The sequence below is a fragment of the Paraglaciecola sp. G1-13 genome, from assembly GCF_055809255.1.
The window spans coordinates 2,910,568-2,932,827 of record NZ_CM147903.1 but is presented as its reverse complement, the minus strand read 5'-3'; the positions used below and the strand labels follow the sequence as shown (position 1 = coordinate 2,932,827).

Annotated in this window: 24 protein-coding genes and 1 pseudogene; 12 read left to right on the top strand and 13 right to left on the bottom strand. The window is 45.1% G+C overall.

Features of this window, described 5'->3' with window-relative positions; all coding sequences use genetic code 11:
• The first annotated feature begins 22 nt into the window (after positions 1-22).
• The gene (locus AC0L6N_RS12345) at positions 23-1,132 is read left to right on the top strand and encodes a mechanosensitive ion channel family protein (protein WP_473474908.1); all 1,110 of its coding nucleotides are present in this window, start codon (positions 23-25) and stop codon (positions 1,130-1,132) included.
• A 62-nt stretch (positions 1,133-1,194) separates the two neighbouring features.
• Here the strand turns inward: AC0L6N_RS12345 and AC0L6N_RS12340 are convergent, their stop codons facing one another.
• The 11 genes from AC0L6N_RS12340 to AC0L6N_RS12290 all read right to left on the bottom strand — a co-directional run bounded on the left by AC0L6N_RS12340 (position 1,195) and on the right by AC0L6N_RS12290 (position 11,449).
• Entirely contained in the window at positions 1,195-2,532 is a 1,338-nt protein-coding gene (locus AC0L6N_RS12340; RefSeq protein WP_473474907.1) for an ATP-binding protein, read from the bottom strand.
• A 3-nt stretch (positions 2,533-2,535) separates the two neighbouring features.
• On the bottom strand, positions 2,536-3,216 hold the full coding sequence (locus AC0L6N_RS12335) for a response regulator transcription factor (protein ID WP_011575607.1): 681 nt from the start codon (positions 3,214-3,216) through the stop codon (positions 2,536-2,538).
• Positions 3,216-3,491 carry a PepSY domain-containing protein gene (locus AC0L6N_RS12330; protein ID WP_473474905.1) on the bottom strand — a complete coding sequence of 92 codons (276 nt, stop codon included), beginning with the start codon at positions 3,489-3,491 and terminating at the stop codon, positions 3,216-3,218. The genes AC0L6N_RS12335 and AC0L6N_RS12330 overlap by 1 nt, the downstream gene beginning before the upstream one ends.
• Before the next feature lie 272 nt (positions 3,492-3,763).
• Positions 3,764-4,177, bottom strand: coding sequence for an alternative ribosome rescue aminoacyl-tRNA hydrolase ArfB (gene arfB, locus AC0L6N_RS12325; protein WP_473474903.1), 414 nt, complete (start codon positions 4,175-4,177; stop codon positions 3,764-3,766).
• Positions 4,178-4,299: 122 nt separating this feature from the next.
• On the bottom strand, positions 4,300-4,599 hold the full coding sequence (locus tag AC0L6N_RS12320) for a YciI family protein (RefSeq protein ID WP_473474901.1): 300 nt from the start codon (positions 4,597-4,599) through the stop codon (positions 4,300-4,302).
• 9 nt (positions 4,600-4,608) lie between these two features.
• Positions 4,609-5,451 (bottom strand): tryptophan synthase subunit alpha, encoded by an 843-nt coding sequence (gene trpA, locus AC0L6N_RS12315; protein ID WP_473474899.1) that lies wholly within the window; start codon positions 5,449-5,451, stop codon positions 4,609-4,611.
• Entirely contained in the window at positions 5,444-6,631 is a 1,188-nt protein-coding gene (gene trpB, locus AC0L6N_RS12310; protein WP_011575600.1) for a tryptophan synthase subunit beta, read from the bottom strand. The genes trpA and trpB overlap by 8 nt, the downstream gene beginning before the upstream one ends.
• A 54-nt stretch (positions 6,632-6,685) precedes the next feature.
• Positions 6,686-8,092 carry a bifunctional indole-3-glycerol-phosphate synthase TrpC/phosphoribosylanthranilate isomerase TrpF gene (gene trpCF / locus AC0L6N_RS12305; RefSeq protein ID WP_473474897.1) on the bottom strand — a complete coding sequence of 469 codons (1,407 nt, stop codon included), beginning with the start codon at positions 8,090-8,092 and terminating at the stop codon, positions 6,686-6,688.
• A gap of 10 nt (positions 8,093-8,102) precedes the next feature.
• Positions 8,103-9,125 (bottom strand): anthranilate phosphoribosyltransferase, encoded by a 1,023-nt coding sequence (trpD, locus tag AC0L6N_RS12300; protein WP_473474895.1) that lies wholly within the window; start codon positions 9,123-9,125, stop codon positions 8,103-8,105.
• A gap of 9 nt (positions 9,126-9,134) precedes the next feature.
• Positions 9,135-9,791, bottom strand: coding sequence for an aminodeoxychorismate/anthranilate synthase component II (locus tag AC0L6N_RS12295; RefSeq protein ID WP_473481323.1), 657 nt, complete (start codon positions 9,789-9,791; stop codon positions 9,135-9,137).
• Positions 9,792-9,814: 23 nt separating this feature from the next.
• Positions 9,815-11,449 carry an anthranilate synthase component 1 gene (locus AC0L6N_RS12290; RefSeq protein ID WP_473474894.1) on the bottom strand — a complete coding sequence of 545 codons (1,635 nt, stop codon included), beginning with the start codon at positions 11,447-11,449 and terminating at the stop codon, positions 9,815-9,817.
• A gap of 442 nt (positions 11,450-11,891) precedes the next feature.
• Between AC0L6N_RS12290 and AC0L6N_RS12285 the strand changes: the two genes are divergently transcribed.
• From AC0L6N_RS12285 to rluB, 5 genes are read left to right on the top strand one after another with little or no spacing between them, the layout of a single operon-like run.
• Positions 11,892-12,758: a PHP domain-containing protein gene (locus AC0L6N_RS12285; protein ID WP_473474892.1), complete on the top strand. Its 867-nt coding sequence runs from the start codon at positions 11,892-11,894 to the stop codon at positions 12,756-12,758.
• 32 nt (positions 12,759-12,790) lie between these two features.
• On the top strand, positions 12,791-13,411 hold the full coding sequence (locus tag AC0L6N_RS12280; RefSeq protein WP_011575594.1) for an L-threonylcarbamoyladenylate synthase: 621 nt from the start codon (positions 12,791-12,793) through the stop codon (positions 13,409-13,411).
• Between the two features lie 17 nt (positions 13,412-13,428).
• The gene (locus AC0L6N_RS12275) at positions 13,429-14,286 is read left to right on the top strand and encodes a segregation and condensation protein A (RefSeq protein ID WP_473474890.1); all 858 of its coding nucleotides are present in this window, start codon (positions 13,429-13,431) and stop codon (positions 14,284-14,286) included.
• Positions 14,287-15,039 carry an SMC-Scp complex subunit ScpB gene (gene scpB, locus AC0L6N_RS12270; protein WP_473474888.1) on the top strand — a complete coding sequence of 251 codons (753 nt, stop codon included), beginning with the start codon at positions 14,287-14,289 and terminating at the stop codon, positions 15,037-15,039. It begins immediately after the preceding gene.
• Positions 15,039-15,908, top strand: a complete 870-nt coding sequence (gene rluB, locus AC0L6N_RS12265; RefSeq protein ID WP_006992007.1) for a 23S rRNA pseudouridine(2605) synthase RluB — start codon at positions 15,039-15,041, stop codon at positions 15,906-15,908. Before scpB ends, rluB begins: the two co-directional genes overlap by 1 nt.
• Positions 15,909-16,176: 268 nt before the next feature.
• Here the strand turns inward: rluB and AC0L6N_RS12260 are convergent.
• Positions 16,177-16,740 (bottom strand): annotated as a pseudogene (locus AC0L6N_RS12260) (LysE/ArgO family amino acid transporter).
• A 125-nt stretch (positions 16,741-16,865) separates the two neighbouring features.
• On the opposite strand from AC0L6N_RS12260, the gene AC0L6N_RS12255 reads away from it, so the two are divergent.
• From AC0L6N_RS12255 to AC0L6N_RS12235, 5 genes are all read left to right on the top strand, one after another.
• A complete protein-coding gene (locus AC0L6N_RS12255; protein WP_473474885.1) occupies positions 16,866-17,753 on the top strand; it encodes an ArgP/LysG family DNA-binding transcriptional regulator in 888 nt (295 codons plus the stop codon).
• A gap of 203 nt (positions 17,754-17,956) precedes the next feature.
• Positions 17,957-19,096: an acyltransferase family protein gene (locus AC0L6N_RS12250; RefSeq protein WP_473474883.1), complete on the top strand. Its 1,140-nt coding sequence runs from the start codon at positions 17,957-17,959 to the stop codon at positions 19,094-19,096.
• A 496-nt stretch (positions 19,097-19,592) separates the two neighbouring features.
• Positions 19,593-19,958, top strand: coding sequence for a SpoIIAA family protein (locus AC0L6N_RS12245; protein WP_473474881.1), 366 nt, complete (start codon positions 19,593-19,595; stop codon positions 19,956-19,958).
• A gap of 188 nt (positions 19,959-20,146) precedes the next feature.
• A complete protein-coding gene (locus AC0L6N_RS12240) occupies positions 20,147-20,278 on the top strand; it encodes a DUF6868 family protein (protein WP_473474880.1) in 132 nt (43 codons plus the stop codon).
• 140 nt (positions 20,279-20,418) lie between these two features.
• On the top strand, positions 20,419-20,748 hold the full coding sequence (locus AC0L6N_RS12235; RefSeq protein WP_473474878.1) for a YceK/YidQ family lipoprotein: 330 nt from the start codon (positions 20,419-20,421) through the stop codon (positions 20,746-20,748).
• Between the two features lie 52 nt (positions 20,749-20,800).
• On the opposite strand, the gene AC0L6N_RS12230 is transcribed toward AC0L6N_RS12235, so the two are convergent.
• Entirely contained in the window at positions 20,801-21,295 is a 495-nt protein-coding gene (locus AC0L6N_RS12230; RefSeq protein ID WP_473474877.1) for a DUF6491 family protein, read from the bottom strand.
• 291 nt (positions 21,296-21,586) lie between these two features.
• Between AC0L6N_RS12230 and AC0L6N_RS12225 the strand changes: the two genes are divergently transcribed.
• Entirely contained in the window at positions 21,587-22,171 is a 585-nt protein-coding gene (locus AC0L6N_RS12225; protein WP_473474875.1) for an outer membrane beta-barrel protein, read from the top strand.
• The last annotated feature ends 89 nt before the right edge of the window (positions 22,172-22,260 follow it).

The window sequence follows — 22,260 nt, the reverse complement described above, 5'->3', positions numbered from 1 at the left end:
TAGATACCATTGGAATAAATACATGTTTGAGCAGTTACATCAAACCATTACCCCCTTTTTAACCTTCTTTGGCGATAATCGTTATACCCAAGCGGCGCTGGTTATTGTTCTTTCGTTTGTGGTTGCCTCGATTTTTAAATATGTACTGATTGTGGCGCTAAAAGCCTTGATCTCGCGAATCAATGCCGATTTAGATGGCAGTTTTTTGCATTTGCTGCACACCCCTATCTATTACAGTTTGCTGTTGATGGGGTTTTCCAGTGCGGCGTCAATTCTCGCGCCGTCTGACTTGTATGCGCATATTATATTTTCCTCGCTACAGTCGATTTCGATCCTTATTTGGACCGCGTTCTTTTTACGCGCAAACCATGTTCTGTTGCGCCAAATAGCGCTTAACCCTAACCGCTTTCATGCAGTGAATAACAAGACGCTGCCACTGTTTTTGAACTTGGTGAACATCATTATTTTGGTGCTGGCGGTGTATTTTGTGTTCTCGGTGTGGGGCGTAGACATGACCGCTTGGTTGGCATCAGCGGGAATTGTCGGTATCGCTGTGGGCTTTGCTGCCAAAGACACCTTGGCCAACTTGTTTTCTGGGGTATTTATCATGGCAGACGCACCCTATAAAATTGGCGATTATATTGTGCTTGATTCTGGCGAACGGGGGGAGGTCACCCATATCGGTATGCGTAGCACGCGTATGCTAACCCGTGAAGATGTGGAAGTGACTATTCCAAATTCAGTGATGGGCAATTCTAAAATTATTAATGAATCAGGTGGACCCCATGAGAAATCTCGCTGCCGTGTGCCCATTGGCGTATCTTACAATGCTGATATTGATGATGTGCGTGAGGTGCTGATGCAGATAGCGTTCGCTGAAAAAGAATACGTGTGTGACGACCCAGAGCCCAGAGTACGTTTTCGCCGCTACGGGGCATCCGCGCTGGAGTTCGAGTTGCTGGTGTGGATCACTAAACCCGCATTGCGTGGCAGAGTGATTGACATACTCAATAGTGAAATCTTTAAGCAGTTCAAGCAACGGCAGATTGAAATACCGTACTCTAAGCATGATTTGTACATTAAAGAAATGCCTGATCGTCGCGTAAATTATACTGGTGAAGAGCCTGAATAATTCACCTAGCGTGAAGAAGTCTTTGATTCAGTTTTCATCCGCCAAAAATGTATATGATAGATTTATTTTGACGGCGCATTGATCATTGTAAAACGCACACAAATGCGTGCTCCGCCCAATTCACTGTCTTCGATGAGCAAGGTGCCCTGATAGGCGTCAACCAAATCAGCTACTACGGCCATGCCGATCCCTTGGCCTTCTTTGTAGCTGTCAAGGCGAGTACCTCTGGTCAGTAATAACTGACGTTTCTCTTTTGGAATACCAGGTCCGTCATCTTCCACATCAATCTGTACAAACTTTTCGTGCGTTAAAATCTGAACTCGAACCTTGCGCTTTGCAGCTTTACAGGCGTTATCCAATAGGTTGCCCAATAACTCCATTAAATCCGTGCTGTCACCGAAAAATTGACCTTTTGTGTCACTCTCTACGTGTTCAATAGACAACTGCTTTTGAGCATGCACTTTGTTCATGGCATTGATTATTTTGTTCAATACAGGCGATATGTCTACGGCTTGCTCCCATGCAGCGCTGCTGCCCGCAACAGCACGTTTTAATTGGCGCTGAATTTGCAAATCAATCTGATTGATGGGCTCTCTGGCATCATTCGGCAATGCTGTATTGCCAGATAGCACAGCTAAAGGGGTTTTCAAGCCGTGGGCCAAGTCACTTAAGCTGTTTTTGTAGCGGCTGCGTTGTTGTTGCTCGGTGGCGAGCAGGTGGTTGATACTGCTTTTTAGTTTCTCAAGCTCAGGGGGATAGGTTTGGCTGATGTGTTGAATGTGACCGGCTTCCGCCTGTTTGATTTGTTTGATCAAGCGGTTAATAGGCCATAGCGCCGCATTTAGACTGAGAATCAATAACCCAAGCAAGACTAATGCGATCAAGCTTAGCCAGCGCCACAGCGTGGTGATAAAGGCCTGTTCCTGAACGTTATATGCGTTTTTATCTTGCAGAATATAAAAACTTACAGGAACGAAGTGCCCGCCAGCATCGAATTCTGCTGTGTAAGCAAACAAAAAGTAAGGTTCGAGTAAGGCATATTCTTCATCGAAACGTTCTTTACCCACTTCCGGCGCATAGAATTCGGGCATTACTTGCCAATTTAGGGTTGATAACGAACGCCACACCATACGATCGTCAATTTTAATAAACGCGTACAAGCCAGAATCTGGGATGTTGAGCTGATCGTTAAAGAGGTGCTCAGGCATAACAGGTTGGGTACCCGACATTTCAAATTCAGAAATCAGCGTCAAGCTTTGCACCCGTAATTGCTGCTGCATTGATTCACTTAAACTACTGGTAAACGCACTCTCAAGGGTAAACGCGGCCAGCGGAATGAATACGACCAATACCAAAAGGGCAGCGGCAAAACTGCGTAGGCGTAACGATAAATTGCGCACCTGTTAGACTTGGAATTCTCGACTGATGCGATAACCACGCCCGCGCATAGTTTCAATCGGGTTGATGCTTCCTTGAGGGTCGAGTTTTTTACGTAACCGGCCAACGAATACTTCAATGACGTTGCTGTCTAAATCAAAGTCTTGATCGTATATGTGCTCGGTAAGCTCTGTTTTTGACACCACCTTTTTGGGGTTTAACAGCAGGTATTCAAACACCTTATATTCGTAAGCAGTCAGTTCGATATCTGTACCGCTGACGCTCACCTGTTCACTTAAAGTGTTTAGGCTGATAGGGCCAAGCTCAATGGTAGGATTAGCTTGGCCAGCAGAGCGCCTAATAAGCGCTTTAACGCGAGCGAGTAATTCTTCGTTTTGAAATGGCTTGGTCAGATAGTCATCTGCGCCTGCATCTAGACCTTCGACTTTTTCTTGCCAACGATCACGCGCGGTTAAAATAAGGATAGGGCAAGAAACGTTATTTTTACGGGCTTTTTGAATGACTTCGAAACCATCCATTACGGGCAAACCGATATCGATAATCGCTAAGTCGTATGGGTGCTCACTTAATAAAAACAATGCCTTGGCGCCATCGTCCGCTAAATCGACACTGTAGCCATGGGTTTGTAAAAGTGTGTCTAACTGAGTTAATAAACGGCTGTCGTCCTCGACAATTAAAATGCGCATTAGTCGTCCTTCTTACCACTTTTTACAACTCGACCTGAGCGTTTATCAACATCAACGTTGACCACACGCCCTGATTTTTGCAGTACTTTTACGCGGTATTTATTTTTACTTTGGTCAACTTTCAATACACGACCCTGTACCTGCTGCTGGGCTTTTTGAGCAGCTTGGTTCTTATCTATTTTAGCGTTGTCGTCTTGGGCATAGGCATGACCTAGCAACCCCGATGACAGACTGACAAATAAAATAAATAGTGTATTTTTGGCGATATGTTTCAACGATTGACCCCATTCACAAACGGTTACGGATAGTTTAGCGCAATCAATACCTTGGTGGAAATACTTCTACTTAAATCAACATTCTAAGCAGGTATAAATTCCCCAAAAGGTTTAGCGCGCCAGTGACGAAGTTTGCTTCGAGGGTAAGCATACGGGGTGTTAGCTGAATTTTGCCTGAATCAATTGTGCTTGGGCCACAGTTAGTAGCGAAGAGGGCGGTGAAGAACGTACTTACAAATTAAGGGCGATAGTGAAAAGTCACAGAGAACCAATTAAAAATCGACTTTTTTCCTAAGCTGCTTCTTTTGCCCAGATTTCTTCTTGGTCTCGACTCTGCGCACTTGTGAGCCTTTGGTAGGTTTTGTGGCTTTACGCGGTTTTTGTACGACGGCAGCTTCTCGCACAATGGCGGCCAAACGTTCTAATGCGTCTTGGCGATTCATTTCTTGGGTACGATGGGCTTGGGCTTTTAACACCAATATGCCGTCTTGGGTTATGCGCTTATCGTTACTGTTTAACAACTGCTCTTTATAAAACGCAGGTAAAGATGACGCTTTAATATCAAAACGTAAATGAATGGCGCTTGATACCTTATTAACATTCTGCCCGCCAGCACCTTGAGCACGAATAGCCGTTAGTTCAACTTCGTGATCTTGTAGCGAAATATAGCTTTTGATAAAAATCATTTTGTTGTCCTTTTACGGCAGCGGTTTTTTAGGTGGTAGCTTGGCTAACGCGCTAAAGAATGCGAGGTAGATTCGAAGGTATATACGGATTGCCTCGCACACAGTGTTGTAGCCTAAATGCGTTACGGCAGCACCTTAATGTAGGGTTTTACCGTGACGTTTTTGTACACGCCTGCATCTATATATGGGTCAACATCAGCCCACGCTTGGGCATCCTCTAAACTTGAAAACTCAGCAATAACCACAGAGCCAGTAAAACCGGCTTCACCTGGGTCTTTGCTGTCAATGGCTGGGCATGGCCCTGCGACCAACAAACGCCCTTCATCACTTAGCTGTTGTAAACGGGCTAAGTGCGCAGCACGTGCTTGCTTGCGAAGTGGCAAACTGTTTTCTACGTCTTGTGAATACACTACATACCACATGGGCTTTCCTTATTTTTTAGTTGCTTGTTTCATAGCGCTAACAAACTCACGAAGCTTGCTAAGCATCACTTCAGGCTGAGACAGGTTTTTCTCAATGATATTCACTGTTGCCGAGCCTGAAATGGCGCCGGCTGCACCTGCGCTAATTGCTTCTTTGACTTGCTCAGGTTTAGAGATACCAAAGCCTAATAGTGGCGGAGCCACCTTGTACTGAGTCAACTTGGCAATCAACTCACTGGCAGGAATGGTGGCAGCTGTTTCAGCGCCAGTTACGCCAGCGCGGCCAAGTAAGTAGGTGTAACCTTGTGATTTTTGACCGATCTCAGCCAAGGTCTCATTACTGGCGTTAGGCGGAGCAATCAGGATTTGCTTAATACCTGTTTCGTTGGCAATAGCAACAAAGCGGTCTGCTTCACGAAGTGGCACATCGGCAATCAGAATCGAGTCAACACCTGCATTAGCTGCATCACTATAGAATTTTTCAAGACCGGGCTTAATCACTAAGTTGCTGTACAGCAACAAGCCAATAGGTGTATCAGGGTAGATTTCACGGAATTGACGGATCACCTCAAAACAATCACTGGGGTGAATTTTATGACTTAGGGCACGAATGCTCGCTTGCTGAATCGTAGGGCCATCGGCAATAGGATCAGAGTATGGAATACCTAACTCAAGAGCATCTGCGCCGCCTTCAGCCAAGGCTTTTAAAATCTCTAGGGACGTGGCGATGTCAGGGTCACCTAGCATCACGAAAGGTACAAATGCGCCTTCATTTGCTGCATCTAAGCGGGTGAACATACTGCCGTAACGGTCGCTGCTATGGGTGTCGTTATGATCATTTTGATTACTCATTGGTTTGGCCTCCCAAAATACTGTGTACGTGGGCTAAATCTTTGTCGCCACGACCGGATAAATTAACCACTATGATGGTCCCGTCTTCGGCTTCATCTGCCATGTTTAAGGCATGCGCCAAGGCGTGTGATGATTCAAGGGCCGGAATGATACCTTCCTTGCGGGATAATAATTGAAATGCATAAAGCGCTTCGTCATCGGTGACCGCCGCATACGTGGCACGGCCAATATCGTGTAAATGAGCGTGCTGGGGACCAACGGCTGGGTAATCAAGCCCTGCAGATACCGAATATGATTCTTCAATTTGGCCGTCTTCATCTTGCATGATGTAGCTATATGCACCGTGCAAAATGCCTGTGGTGCCTTTACCGATAGCAGCGCCGTGTTCAGCCGTGTGCAAGCCTTTACCGGCTGGCTCAACACCGATTAACTGCACGCTTGGCTCGTCAATAAAGTCAGCGAACATACCAATAGCGTTTGAACCACCACCAACACAGGCGACAACCGCATCAGGTAAGCGACCTTCTTTGGCCATGATTTGCGCGCGTGTTTCTTCGCCAATCATACGGTGGAATTCACGCACAATAGTCGGGAACGGGTGAGGACCAGCCGCGGTGCCAAGTAGATAGTGAGCTTTGTCATACGTGGCAGACCAGTCACGCATGGCTTCATTCACGGCATCTTTCAGGGTGCCTGAGCCTGCGTTTACGGGGATGACTTCTGCGCCCATTAAACGCATTCTGAACACGTTCGGCGCTTGACGCTCAACGTCTTTGGCTCCCATGTAAATACGTGCTTTTAAGCCTAACAATGCGCAGGCTAATGCTGTTGCAACACCATGTTGCCCAGCGCCGGTTTCAGCGATGACTTCGGTTTTACCCATACGCTTGGTCAGTAGTGCTTGACCTAGTACCTGATTGGTTTTATGAGCGCCGCCATGAAGTAAATCTTCACGCTTTAAATACAGTTTCACATTTGGGTTGGAAACCAAGTTACGTGACAAGGTCATTGCCGTGGGGCGACCTGCGTAGTCGGTAAGCAATTCCATAAACTCTTTTTGAAATTCAGGATCGTTTTGCGCGTCAATAAATGCTTGCTCTAATTGATCAAGCGCGGGAATAAGCAGTTCTGGTACATACATACCACCGAACTGTCCGAATTTGCTCTCTAAATGATTCATAATAATTTCTCGTCTTTAAATCGTTAAAATGTGGGCTGTTCGATTCGCTTGGAGCTAATACGCGCGTAATTTTTCGAACACGCTCTGCAGCTTTTTCTCGGACTTTTTGCCTGGGGCGTCTTCAACGCCAGAGTTTAAATCGATTCCACCGAGGCCAAGTGCTGCAGCTTGTTGTACGTTGTCTGGGTTGATACCACCGGCTAAAATGACTTTGCTGCGGGTTTGGGCACTAAGGGCAGCCTGCGCGAACAATTGCCAGTCAAACGCTTGACCTGTGCCTCCGCTTTGTTCGCCAACTTTGCAATCTAATACAAAACGATCAACGTTCTGTTCATCAAGGGCGGGTAGGGTATCAGTGATCCCCTTAGCTAACCAGATTTGGCAGTCAGTCAAATTCGCATTATCAAGCGCACTGCGCAGTTCATTAACGTAGGACGGTGTCTCACTGCCATGTGGTTGCACCGCAGCTAAGCCGAGGGTGCTGGCGTACTCAACGACCAGTGCAACGTTGGCATCAACGAACACGCCGACGTAGTTAAACGGAACCGCAGCCACTATGTCTTTGGCATCATCAAGTGATAAGTAACGCTTTGATTTCTGTGCAAAGATAAGCCCAGCATAACTGGCGCCCATTTTTGCTACATCAGTGGCGTCTTTTGCACGGGTCATACCACATACTTTGATTGTGCCATAGACCAAACGTTTTACTGCTTGGGCGACGTCATCTTCAGCCATTAAAGCACTGCCTACCAAGAAACCGTCAACAATAGGTGATAAACGGCGTACGTCTTGATGGGTATAAATACCCGACTCAGAAATAATCACATGTTCGTGAGTGGCTTGGTTTATAAGCGGTACTAATTTCTCAGTGGTGGCTAAATCTGTGCTCAAGTCACGCAAATCTCGGTTGTTGATGCCGATAATATTGGCTTTGAGGGCGACAGCGCGATGAGCTTCTTCTTCGTTGCTCACTTCGGTAAGTACATCAAGCCCAAGGCTGTGGGCGATATTGGCTAATTCAAGATATTCATCGTCAGTCAGTACTGACAACATCAATAAAATAGCATCGGCGTTGTGATAGCGGGCCAAGTAAACTTGGTACGGCTCAACGAAAAAGTCTTTATTGATCACCGGCTGGGTTACACGCTCGCGAACGTACTCTAAATACTCGAACTTACCTTGAAAGTACTTCTCATCGGTCAGTACTGAAATGCAGGCCGCGTAGGGTAAGTAAGCCTCAATGATCTCATCTAAATTGAAGTGTTCTCTTATCAAACCTTTAGATGGAGACGCTTTTTTACATTCTAAAATGTACCCTGCATTGGGTTGGTTGAGCGCGTCGAAAAAGCTGCGCTGTGATGGCTGTAAACCATCAATAAAGCTCGCCAAAGGTAAATCGACTTTGCGCTGGGCAATTTCTTGGCGTTTATCGGCAACAATTTTTTCTAATACATTGGCCATTTAACTTCCTTTAAATAATGTCGTGGCTGCGGCTAACCGCAGAAGAGGCTTCAATTACCTGTAAAGGGCGCTTGGCTTGCATGGCATCAATCGCCATTTTTGCCCCTTGTTGGTAAGTTTCAGCGCGGCCACATAATTTAATCAGAGCGCCCGCATTCATCGCCACCGCCGCTTCATGGGCAGCTTGGCCTTCACCGGCGAGCACATCTTGGATCAGCTGTTTATTTTCATCAGGCACACCCCCTTCAATGGCGGCTAATGGATATTCTTCAAGGCCAAAATCACTGGGTGACAGGGTATATTCGTTTAAGGCGTCCCCATCAATCTCGACTACCATAGAAGGGCCATGCACAGCGAGTTCGTCTAACCCACTGCCGTGAACCACCAATGCCTTTTTGTAACCCAGTAGCTGCAAAGTACGTGCAAAAGGCATAACTAGTTCAGGTGCATACACACCAATCATCATATGACTGGGTTGCATGGGGTTAACTAAAGGCCCTAACAAGTTAAAAATGGTGCGGGTTTTTAAGGTGGTGCGAACCGGCATAGCGTGTTTGATACCTGCGTGATAAACAGGGGCAAACAAAAAGCATAGATTGGCCTTATCTAAACACTCCCGCGCGGCGGCTGGCGACATATCAAGCTTCATACCAAACGCATTGAACAGATCTGCCGAGCCTGACTTGCTCGACACACTGCGATTACCGTGTTTGGCCACTTTTACACCACAACTGGCAGCCACGATGGCCGCCGCGGATGAAATGTTAATCGTGTTGTGACCGTCTCCGCCGGTGCCGACGATATCGGCAAAATCATATTCTGGGCGCTTAACTGGGCTAGCGTTCTGGATCATAGCCGTCGCTGCACCAGCAATCTCTTCTGGGGTCTCGCCCTTTATTTTTAATGCCGTTAACAACGAAGAGAGCACAATATTGTCTACCTGGCCGGTCACTATTTGACTGAATACATCAGTGGTTTCGTTCTGGCTCAGGGCTTTACCTTGATAAAGCGTTTCAAGTAATGGAAATAGCATGGTTGTCCTCTAATCGTTCGCTTGATCTTGGGTGAGATAATCAATGCTTTGCATTAATAACTGGCTACCAAAAGCGGTTAAAATGGATTCGGGATGAAATTGAAAGCCCAGCATTCTATCTTGCTCGTGGCAAACTGCCATAGGCACAGCGTCAAATTGGGCTAAAACAGTCAATTCAGCAGGCATGTTGCTGGCCATCAGCGAATGGTAGCGTGCAACAGGCAGCGGCTGTGGCAAGTCAGCGAACATTTTGTCGCCCTGATGCGTAATTAACGACGATTTACCGTGCATAACCACATCGGCGCGAATAATGTCACCGCCGTATGACTCCACAATCGCTTGGTGACCTAAGCAAATCCCCAGTACCGGAAAAACGCCTTTTACGAGATTGATCAGCTGAGGCATGCAGCCCGCGTCAGCGGGGGCGCCCGGGCCGGGTGATAACAATAGTATCACTTGGCTATGCTTGGCTTGTGCTTGCATTTTTTCAAAGATAGCGTGTGGAGACACCGAGTTTCGATACACGGTGAGCCCCATGCCCATGGTGCGCAGTTCATCCACCAAGTTATAGGTAAATGAATCAAAGTTATCGACCAAGAAAACATGAGTGCTTTTGACTAAATCAGCAATCACTGAATCAGTGCCCACTGAAGCAGCCTTATCCATAGAGGAGGGAGTCACTAAGCTCATTATTTTGTCTCCTTCGATGTTTGCGTTTGATTAGCTGACACAGCGCTTGGCGCTTCATGGGAGGTGAGAATTGCGCGAATAACCGCTTGGGCTTTACCTCGTGTTTCATCTGCTTCTGATTGCGGGTCTGAATCGAATACTACGCCAGCGCCAGCTTGGATGTGCGCCGTGTTGTTTTTAATAAAGGCTGAGCGGATAACAATACAGGTGTCCATGTCGCCGTGGCCGTTAACATAACCGACTGCCCCGCCGTAACTGCCTCGGCGTTGCTGTTCTACTTCACGAATAAGGCTAGCAGCACTGACTTTTGGTGCGCCGACTAGTGTGCCCATGTTCATACAAGCTTGGTACGCGTGCAGTGCATCTAAATCATCTCGCAACTGTCCAACCACTTTAGAGACTAGGTGCATGACGTGTGAATAGCGGTCGACTTTCAGTAAGTCTTTTAAGTGTCTTGTGCCGGGCTTTGACACTTTTGCTACGTCGTTACGGGCTAAATCTACCAACATTAAATGCTCAGATTTTTCTTTATCGTCTTCGCGTAAATTAAGTTCAATACGGCTGTCTAGATCTAAGTTGATTGAGCCATCGGCGTGCTTACCTCTAGGACGCGTGCCAGCAATGGGGTAAATCTCTACTTGGTTAGTGTCCTTTAAATATTTTAGTGCTGACTCGGGAGAGGCACCAAACATACAAAAATCGATGTCTTGCATGAAAAACATATACGGACTGGGGTTTTGCACCTTCAATGCTTTGTAGGCTTTATGTGGGTCTGGGCAAGGTAGGCTGAACGTACGTGATGGTACAACTTGGAAAATATCACCGGCTAAAATATGGTGCTTGAGGTTTTCTACGTCTTGAATAAATTCTTCATCTGACTTGCTAATTTTTAAATCATCTGGCGCAACACTGGGTGATTCGAGCTCAGGCACGTGCATCGCTTTGCCCAGCTTATGCTTTATTTGCTCTAAGCGCTGACTAATAGCGAAATAGTTATTACCGACATTTTTGCCGCTAAACACGCTGCCAATTAATTCGGTTTTCTTTGCTTGGTGGTCAATTAAAAGTAAGGTTTCAGCGAGATAGAAAACAAAGTCAGGGCAGGTATTTTCACTTTCACTAACCGCGGGTAATTGCTCAAATGTGGCGAGTAAATCATAGGCAAAGGCACCGCCTAAAAATAACGCTTCAGGATGAGGTCTAATAGCCACCACACGATTAATCAATAAGCGCAAAGCATCAAATACGGCTGGGGCCTTTAAACGGCTGTCTTCATCTAGTTCGCCGTCATTAAAGGTAAACGTCAAAGTCACAGTGCGAGAATTTTCATCAAAGGCATGCTCAACACCTTGCGGGCAGTATTCGATAAACAAAGGTAAAACAGCGGCCCCGTTATCAGTCAGCGCTTGACAGGTCACCACAGGGCCATCGCATTGCAATTTTATGGCGGCATCTACCAGTATTAAACTTTTCAAATTATCTTTGCTGTCGATTTCTGCTGATTCAAGCAGCAAATTGTGGGGCTGACCTTGACATAAATATTGATATGCTTGGAGTGGATCGGCCACGTAATCAGCGGATAGTAGCAATGTTTCTACTTTGCCTGCTTGTTGTGTTAATTGCGCTAAGCTCATGATTTTTCTCGATAACCTCGTTTGTAACCTGTTCTAGGCATTGACTTTGTTGGGCATTAATCGGGTCGTAATTTTCAATCGGGCATAAAAAAAGCCCGTATTATACGGGCTTTTCTTGTTCAATCGCACAAATACATACGCTCACAGCCCGCTAGTTAGGGATGTGCCACCACCAAATTAAGTTAGTTGAAACGCGTAATACTGTATTCATGGGTATAAATTCTCGTTTTTGAGCACGCGGAAATCATTGCTAGGCGTGCGAAAAAAATATCGGTTAATAACAAACATTGTCCTTTTTTAAGGTTTTGTCTGCTATTCATCACTAAATGCGTATAATACACGCTTCAGGTGCATAGAAGAAAACAATTTTGCTTCTCTGTCAACACCCAATTTTGTAAACGTATCCTTCGGGTACTCGTTAAAAGGTCATATTTACTGTTCCATGAAAATCGATTTGCACTGCCATACATACTATTCAGACGGTCAACTTTCACCCGTAGAACTGGTGGATCGCGCTAACAATATGCAAGTGGATGTGCTGGCTATTACCGACCACGATACCGTACAAGCGTTAGATGAAGCTAGGGCTCATCAGGCAAAGCAAAAACGTAAGATGCATATCGTTAACGGAATCGAGCTTTCGACCTCTTGGCACAATTTCGATATTCATATTTTGGGCTTAAATGTAGACAAAGATGATGAGGTGTTTCGCCAGCGCTTGGTTGAACAAAAGAACGAGCGAGATGCCCGAGCACAAAAGATGTCAGACAAACTGGCCAAAGCCGGGGTTGAAAATGTGCTCGATGATGCAAAATTATTAGCCGGTGAAGGCCAGCTGACCCGTGCCCACTTCGCCCGAGTGTTGGTTGAACGCAAAGCGGTGCGAGACTTTGAGAGCGCCTTTAAAAAATACTTAGGTAAGGGCAAACGCGCCCATGTTAAACCCCAGTGGATTTCAATTGAAGAAGCCATTGAGTGGATCCACGATGCAGGCGGCAAAGCAGTACTAGCGCACCCTGGGCACTATGACATGACCACTAAGTGGTTACGTCGATTAGTCACTGAATTTAAACAAGCTGGGGGAGATGGTATTGAAACCACCCATGCTCGCATTAACCCTGAAAAACGTAAGTTGATTGTTGAATTAGCCATGGAGCATAATTTACAGGCATCTGCGGGTTCTGATTTTCATTTTGTCAGTCGCTGGACTGAATTGGGTAAAAACTTGGGGGTGCCAGAACACCTGACCCCTATTTGGCATGACTGGTCATTTGTAGACTCGTCAATTGACACAACATCTAACGCATAACATCGCGTGTAACTTACTGGGAAGTAACGATTATGAGCCAATTTTTTTATATTCATCCTGACAACCCTCAAGCACGACTCATTAAACAGGCGTGTGAGTTAATTCATAATGGCCAAGTAGTGGTGTATCCAACAGATTCTGGCTACTCCATTGGCTGTCATATGGATGACAAAAGCGCCCTAGAGCAAATCTGTCGTATTCGCCAAATCGGTAAAGATCATAATTTCACGCTAATGTGCCGAGATATGTCTGAGTTGTCAGAATACGCACAGGTCGACAACGCCGCATTTCGTATGATCAAAAACAATACGCCTGGGCCGTATACCTTTATTTTGAAAGCGACCAAAGAAGTGCCTAAGCGCTTGCAAAATCCTAAGCGCCGTACCATAGGTATTCGAGTGCCAGACAACGCTATCGCCTTAGCCTTGCTTGAAGAACTGGGTGAGCCGCTGATGTCGACTACGCTTATTTTACCGAATGCAATCGTTGCTGAGTCTGATCCTGACGAAATTCGCGACAAGCTTGAGAAGCAGGTAGGCCTGATTATTCATGGTGGTTTCTTGGGGGAGCAGCCCACCACTGTGATTGACTTGTCGGATGGCGAGCCTACGATTATTCGTGAGGGCAGCGGCGACGTTAGCCCATTTAACTAATCACGTTGTTACTATAAATGAATATTGATAAAACGCTTCAAACTGCACAGCAGCAGGAAGCGAAAAACCAAGGTCAAGGCGTACAACAGCCTTTGCCCTTGGCGTTTATCAATGGACAAGCCTTTACTGAACATCCTGAAGACTTATACATTCCGCCAGATGCACTAGAGCTGATTTTAGATGCATTTGAAGGACCACTGGATTTGCTGCTGTATTTAATACGTAAGCAAAAGTTCGATTTGGTTAATTTGCCCGTTTATGAAATAACCAAGCAATACATGTTGTATGTTGACATGATGAAAGACTTAAAGCTTGAGTTAGCGGCTGAGTACCTGTTAATGGCTGCGATTTTAGCCGAGATAAAATCTCGTTTACTGCTGCCTAAACGAACTGACGCAGAAGAAGACGAAGATGATCCAAGGGCTGAGCTGATTCGGCGCTTACAAGAATATGAACTGATAAAAAGCGCGGCCCAAGAATTAGATGCACTACCTCGTTTAGAGCGAGATGTGTTCAGCGCTCAAGCGCAAACCAGTGAATCTGTTGCACCGATTAAAATTCTGCCGAAAGTAAACCTGCAAGATTTGGTGACAAGTTTTCAAAATGTATTGCAGCGAGCCAGTGCTTTCGAGCATCACTCTATTGCCCCTGAGGCGTTATCGACAAGGGAGCGGATGGCACTGATTTTAGAAACGCTCAACAGTCATGAATTCACCGGCTTTGATTGTTTGTTTCAGGCCAGTGAAGGCCGCGCTGGTGTTGTGGTGACGTTCCTTGCGGTACTCGAGTTGTGTAAAGAGCAGTTAGTGGAGCTGGTACAAAGTGAGCCAATGGCCAATATTCATGTGAAATTGCACGCAGGAGAGCCTCAGTAAGTGGCAAAAATATCTTCGGTACAATTGAAGCAATTGATAGAGGCCGCGGTGTTTGTATCAGATGCACCGGTTAGCCAAGAACATTTGCAAGATACGGTGTTAAGTGGCCTTAAAGTGACTAAAAAAGCACTCAAGGAAGCCATAGAAGAATTACAGGTAGAATATCAATCTCGCGGTGTACAGCTGGTTGAGGTAGCCAGCGGCTATCGCTTTCAGTCAATGGATAGCTTAGGACCATGGTTAAGCAAGCTGTGGCAAGAGCAAGCGCCACGATATTCAAGAGCTTTGCTGGAAACCTTGTCGATGGTGGCCTATCGCCAACCCATCACGCGAGGTGAAATAGAAGATGTACGTGGCGTGGCGGTAAGTAGCCATATCATGAAAACCTTAATAGAAAGGGATTGGGTGAAAGTGGTAGGGCACAAAGAAGTGCCGGGACGCCCAGCCTTATATGCAACAACAAAAGGATTTTTAAACTATTTCTCGTTAAAGAGCTTGAAAGACTTACCCAGTCAAGATGCCTTCGATGCGAGTAATAGCCAGGATGAACGCCGAGTTATTACTGAGCCTGATGACACTAGCCATCAGCAAGTCAGCACAGCACCTGTGCACAGCACTAAAGGTGATAACTCATCAGGCGAGCAATCAACGACAGAAGAACAAATACCGTCAAAACAAGCAGCGTCAGACCAAGCACAAGAGTCTAAGCTTGATAATACTGACAACCCTAATCAAAGAGAGCAGTTACACTAATGAGTGAAAAATTACAAAAAGTCCTAGCCAATGCTGGTGTGGGCTCCCGTCGTGAGATGGAAAAATGGATAGCCTCTGGGCGCATTTCGGTTAACGGAAAAGTCGCCACCTTGGGAGATCGCGTTGAGCCTCTAGATCAGCTTCGCGTTGATGGCAACCTTATCACCGCTGCGGCAAAAAGCACGATATGCCGAGTATTGATGTACAACAAACCGGAAGGTGAGTTATGCAGCCGAAAAGATCCGCAAGGTCGCCCGACTGTATTCGACCGTTTACCTAAAATTCAAAATGGCCGCTGGATTGCGGTAGGGCGCTTAGACATCAACACCAGTGGTTTGTTGTTATTTACTAATGATGGGGAGCTAGCCAACCGTTTAATGCACCCTAAGCATGAGATCGAGCGTGAATATGCGGTGCGTGTATTCGGTGAAGTGGATGACGACATGATTAAACGCCTTAAGAAAGGTGTTGAATTAGAAGATGGGGTCTCTAAATTTACCGAAGTACGCAAACGTCCAGGTGATGATGAAAGCCTGAATAGTTGGTACAACGTGAGCCTATCTGAAGGGAAAAACCGTGAAGTTCGCCGATTGTGGGAGTCTCAAGGCTTGCAAGTTAGCCGCCTAATTCGCGTACGTTACGGTACCTTGAATCTACAAAATCGTCTTCCTCAGGGCGGTTGGATTGAGTTGCCACTGACTGACCTGAATACGTTGCGTAAAAGTGTGCAGTTGGATTTAGAGCAAGAATCGCTGATCGAAGACAAGCAAACCAAGCTAGACCATGTACGCTTGAGTCGCATGCGCCGTTCAGTGCAAAAGCACAAGGTTAATCAAGGTCGTGCCAAAGCAAGACCGAAAAAGAAGTAGCACTCTCTTCACTTGCTATTGCAGCGCGCTGTTCACCGCGCGTAGCAGCGCTTTCAAAATCGCTTATAGCAGCAGAATAATGGGCGGGTTGTCACTATCACTGACAACCCGCTTTGCTACTAACTCCACTTAAAATATACCCATTACGTGAACCATACCTCCTGCGCCGTTCATATCTACTTAACGGGCGCAATTTCAACTTTAGCTGCAATTCAATCTTGATTTGCTGTGGTGGTACGCACCTGACTAGGGCCTATCAAGTCGCTAGCTACACGCCAATTACTCTTAAAACTAAAACTGAGGCAATTAGGCGGTTAAACCAACGCCAAAACTTGGGGTGTTCCATCCATCTTGCACATTTCGATGTTAAGCCACTTAACCCGATAAACCACACGACAGACGCCAGAATCGCACCGATGACGAACCACCATTTCTCCTGCTGCCATTGCCCCGCAAGATTACCCATTAATAAGATGGTATCAATGTAAAAATGTGGGTTTAACCAAGTAACGCCCAATGCGGTTAACAAAGCACGGTAAAACGGTGTTTTTGTGTTAGAAAGTGCAATGATCATTGCGTCATCCGCCATAGACGCTTTGAGTTTATTGAAGGCCAGTCATAACAAAAAAATGACCCCAGACCATTTTGTTACCGTCACCAATGTTAGATGCTGCTGCAGTAACAAACCAAACCCCATTGCCCCAACACTGATAGCAATCGCGTCACTGATAATAAACAGAGCAACAAACAACCCAGCCCACTGGCGTTTTAATGATTGTTCTATCAAAAAACTATTTTGTGCACCCACTGCGATGATGAGCGTACCGCCCATCAAAAAACCACTTACTGCCACTGACACCATATTTATTATCACTACATGCCTAAACTTGAGTTGATCATAACGGGGGCTTAGGTTTAAATTAAATTAATAATATTTTTCATGAATTAATTTAATTTATGTTGGATTATGACGCGCTGCATTGCTTAAGCGAGGTGCTACGTTATGGGAGCTTCGATAAAGGGGCGCAAGCATTGCATCTTACTCAGTCTGCGGTTTCTCAGAAGATTAAGCGGCTGGAGTTGCAGGTGGGTAGTCCCGTTTTGGTGCGCACCAAACCTCTAAAGCCGACGCCACTAGGTCAACAATTACTGGCACATGTGCAAAGAGTAAACGTGCTGGAAGAACAGTTAAGCGTTCGCACTGGTATTTCAGATGAAGCGTCCCCGTTGAGTATTGCCATAAATAATGACGTACTGGCCACTTGGTTTAGCGATGTAATGTTGCGCTTTAGTTTTCGGCGTGCAAACCCAGTGCATATTTTTAATGCGGATCAGACCCAAACGCGAACACTTCTTCAACAGGGAAAAGTCATGGGGTGCATCAGCCAAACGGGTACGCCCATTGCTGGCGGTGAATCTGTGCGTTTGGGGAGTATGGATTATCAACTGTATGCGTCGCCAGAGTACATAGCGCGGTATTTAGCAAAGGGCATTTCAGCTGAGAGGATTACCGCCTCCCCTGGGTTACTCTATGACGAGTTTGACGTGGCCCTATTAACTGAATACCAGCGAGAATGCTTGGGGGTTACCCCAAGGCTTAAGCACTGTCATTGGTATCCATCGTCTTATGGCTTTCTGCAAATGGCTGTCGCAGGAGTGGCTTGGGCATTGTTGCCGGCGCTGCAAGTGGAAGAGGAGGTGAGGTCAGGAAAATTGCTCCCACTTTTTCCAGATAAATATCTGGGAGTCACATTGTTTTGGCACTGGGTAGAACTAGAGTCAGATGCGTTGGGAGAACTAAGCCAATGTGTAAAAGACGTGGCGAAGGAGCAACTGATCTATTAGGAGTTGTATGAGCCTCTTGGCGTGCAATCCCCCTATAATACCAAAAGATATTAAATAAATGCGCCGACAGAATTCATCCAGCGGTTGTTTAACAAGGCTTCGGTGTACAGGGATGGGGATATTACTTAGTATGTTATTTGCACTGCAGGAGTGCAATACTCGCATGATTCGAGGTATTTCTGCGACTGGCTAGGAGAGCCTAATTGAAACGAATAAAAAGGTACTACCCAGAACTCGATTGGTTGCGAGTCAGTTTAATCTTAGCTGTGTTTTTGCACCATGTATTCATGCCCTTTAATGGTGATGGGTGGCACGTCATGAACAACGAATCGAGTAAGTTGTTAGACGATATCATGGTGTACTTTGAGCAGGTTCGCTTACAAACGCTCTTTTTTGTCGCTGGCGCAGCGAGTTTCATACTTTTAAGCAAAGTCAGTGCGATTGAATTTATAGCAAATAAATTTCATCGGTTGTTCATACCATTTATGGTGGGGATGATGGTTGTTGTACCGCCACAAACCTATTTTGAGCATGTCGAACAATACGATTCTATTTTCTCTGCTTATGGGCAACTCATATTCAAATTCGAAACAAACCATCTTTGGTTTATCGAATTTCTATTGGTATTTATGTTGCTTGGCATACCGTTTTATTGGGGAATGTGCAGCCCTATTGGTAGGCGTTTTTCGCAAGTTCTAATGCAATTGGCAGAAAGGCGTAACGGTCTGTTTTTAATCGTTATCTTTCTGGCTTTGATGAGAGGTCTAGCGCAATTTATGACTAGCTCTGATGGACATAAAGTCGAAAATTTGTCGATTTCACTGTTCTTTTTATTCTTCTTTCTAGCTGGAATGCTTTTCATTGGAAGCCAGAAAATATGGCAGGCTATCATTTTGCAGCGCAGAGCAAATTTGTATTGGCTGGCGTTCAGCTCGTGTGCTTTTTACGCCTATTATTACTCACCTGACTTAAGTCCTTATTTATCATTAACGGTAAGGTGGCAAATGTGGTGGTTGGTATGTTCGCTAGTGTCTTGGAGTGCAGTGCTCACATTGATAGGTTATGCAGGCTGCTACTGCGCAAGCACGCCTACATGGTTAAAGAACATGAATACGCTTATTTACCCGTTTTACATCATTCACCAAACGGTTATCGTGATCCTCGGTTTTTATATTGTGCAATACTCAGGAGGTATCTTAATAAAGTCGATTAGTTTACTTTTCTTGTCGCTAACTATTTGCTCGGTAGTATGCTTTTTTGTAATACGGCCGTTTAACGTCACTCGCTACTTGTTTGGTCTTAAGCGCATCAACAAATCTCATTTAACGTGGGCTGCTAGATGAATTAACCTTGTTGATTGCTGGGGGATTAAGCGCAATAGCGGCGTAACTGCATTTAGGTTGTATCTACTTTGGCGCGCCTTGCTATCGTTTTTTTGGAGCCAGTTAGCACATGGCAATATTGTCAGAACGGGGGATCTTGCATCCCGCGCTGATCATGTTTGGTATTTTTAGTGTGTTAAGTGTGTGGCATTATAAGCGTTCTCAGGGGCTGGTGTATTACCTCACGTGCCATTTCTATCGACGATACGCGTACTTATCACTTTTATTTACAAGGCGCGTGGACTCGTTGGATTTTTCTTGATGTTTTCGTCTATGGGGCGTAGCCCACAGTTCTGGCTTTATAGCTCGGTTGTGTGCAGTGTTATCGCTATCATGCAGATCGTTGGCCCAGAGCGCCAATGGAGTGTTATGTGATCGGGTTGAATTACAGAGGCTGGCTTAACCTCATTTACTCCTCTTGTCTTTAGTAGATGAAAATATATATAGGAGAATCTTTATGATAACGCAGTTACCCGAGAGTGAAGGTGCAACGATAGGTATCATGGTTACAGGGAAAGTAGATGAGGCTGAGGAAAAAAAGTGGATCAGCACGTTTGATGCATTAATCAAGCATCACAACAAAATCAATGTATTGGTCTTAATTGATGATAATTTCGATATTGGCTTAAAGGCAGCATTTGAAGATATAAAATGGACGTTTGGCCACCTTGAACATATGGACAAACTTGCGATCGTATCTACCCGTCGTGTGATTAAGTGGCTAGTGGAAATTGATAGTCCTTTTGCCAAAATGGTCAACATTGATGAAAAGTACTTTGATGTAAACGAGCTGAGTAAAGCATGGGCGTGGGTTAAGAGCTAAGCAATCAGCTAGGCGATAAAATACTAGTAAGCCAATAAACTGTAAATGAGCCATCAAACACAAAGGTAGATGAAATGCATAACACCGTTTTACTAAGCGAAATATTTGGTTGGATGTCATTGATTAATATTGGTTTGCTGAGTTTGGCTACATTGGCCTTAATCTGGATGGGATAGCGCATAACGTCAGTGCATAGTAAGATTTTCAACGTACAAGCTCGCCAGTTAAAAATCATGTATATGAATTATCTAGCCCAGTACAAGTTGCTCGTTTTTGTATTTAACCTAGTGCCGTACATCGTGCTGAAGATTGTTTACTAGTCGTATTAACTTATACCGGTATATAAGAAGCGTGGTAAATCGTAAAATCGGCAGGTTACTCATGAAGGTAAGGTAGAAAAATTGGTCTTTGTCGCTTCAGCATGATAAAAATTAATCCGTTGTTCTTAATGGATTCAATTATGCTTAAAGTCGCCACTCTATTATTTTTACTTATGATTTGCCAAGCATGTGCGACGGTTAAAACGGTTAATCCGTCAGGAAATCATGTCGATATCGCCTATTATGATAAAAAGAGTTACTGCGATAGTATCCCGCGGATTTACAGTGGGCTTAGTCACAACCTTTGTTTAATGTACGGTGAACCTAGCAAACAAGTAAATATTGGAAATAGCTTCAGCGGTGTGCCTTACCTCCTTATCGACAGTGCACTTTCTGCCGCCACAGACACGCTTATATTGCCATATACGATTTATACGCAAGCTAAAAAGGGCTCGATTAAGGTTAACTAACCGAGCCCTGACCTTCTCCTATTTACGTACTCCAACACAGCGACGCAACTGGCTAGAGATCTTTTGATGTGCTTGGTTCGCTAACGTTCATCTTTTCTTCTTGGGCGTTTTGTAACGGCTTGTCTTCTGCTTTAGGGCTTACAGCAGTAATTAAACTTTTATTTTGCGCTTTGCTAAGTGGGTAGATACGGCTGATATTGCATCTAAATCTATGGTTATCTGGCGTGAAAACGCTATCAAAACCGGCGCTTAAAGTGTTGGGTATCCGCGAGTACACAAGCAAGGCTGGCGAGTAATTTATATCGCTACAGCGCATGGTGAGCTTCACCAAGTACGAGCGAAAAGGGGACGTCCGCAGAATAAGATATTGGTCGCTTAATGATACCCAACTGTCTAAATCGAATGCACTGATGCTGTTGCGCGCTTCCAGTTGTTCGCTCGTAATAAACTTTTCAATAATGATGGACTTTTCAGGATCAGATAATCGATTCGTCGCACAGCTTGCTAACGTGAGCAACGTAACCATCAGTATCAGGATATGTTTCATAGTCACTCCATTTCGATTTAAAATTTTACGGTTATCGGTAAGAGTTTCTTTTTGGCCAATAGTTTCCCACAAAACGCGTAAGCTACAAATTGTTACCTATTTTCTTCGATACAGGACAGCTTAAGGCCATTGGTTACTTGAGTGATTCTAGTAGCCAATTTTTATCTTACTTCCAATAAAAAATTAGGCCAATAACATACAGGTTAAAATATTGACCTCTCGCTTGAGTCTCTATAGGCTACTTGCGCTTTAAAAAACGATAAATATGCATAAATTTAAGGATAAATCTAAATGAAATCAAAAGCGGTTTTACTTCTCTGCGCGCTATTATCTGCAGGCTCAGCATGTGCGGCTTCCCCTAACTGGGATTATGTTCAAGGAGGATATTTTATCACCGATATTTCTGACTTCGACGGTTTTGATCCTACAGGGGTCGGTGTCGGTGGCGCTAAATCGCTTGGGAATAATGTATTTGTCAGAGGCAGCTACAGCATGCTCAGTGATGACTTATCTGGCGGAGATGTGGACTTTGATCAGGGTTCAGCAGAACTAGGCTATCGGTACAAAATGTCTAGCTCTACCGATTTATACGGTACGGTCGCGTACCATTATGCTGAAATTAGCGCGAACGGTTCTGGAGGCAGTGCAAGTACAGATACAGATGGTTTTGGCGCTACCATAGGCATTCGTTCAATGGTAACCAATAAAATTGACTTAGAGGCAGCGGCAGGCTTTCTCCGTTTCGACGGTGACAGTGAAGCAATCACCTCGATAGCGGCAAACTATTTCTTTCACTCGAACGTTTCTGTTGGGATAAAATTCACCAAAATTTCAGATGTAAGCACGTTAGGCGCTGTTCTTAGATATTCGTTCTAACTAGCGTTCTAACGCTTGTTTAAAGAGTGTTTTAACTGCTGCTTTAAATGAGGTACAACTATGGTTTGCTTGCCGTTTCCCACGTACAT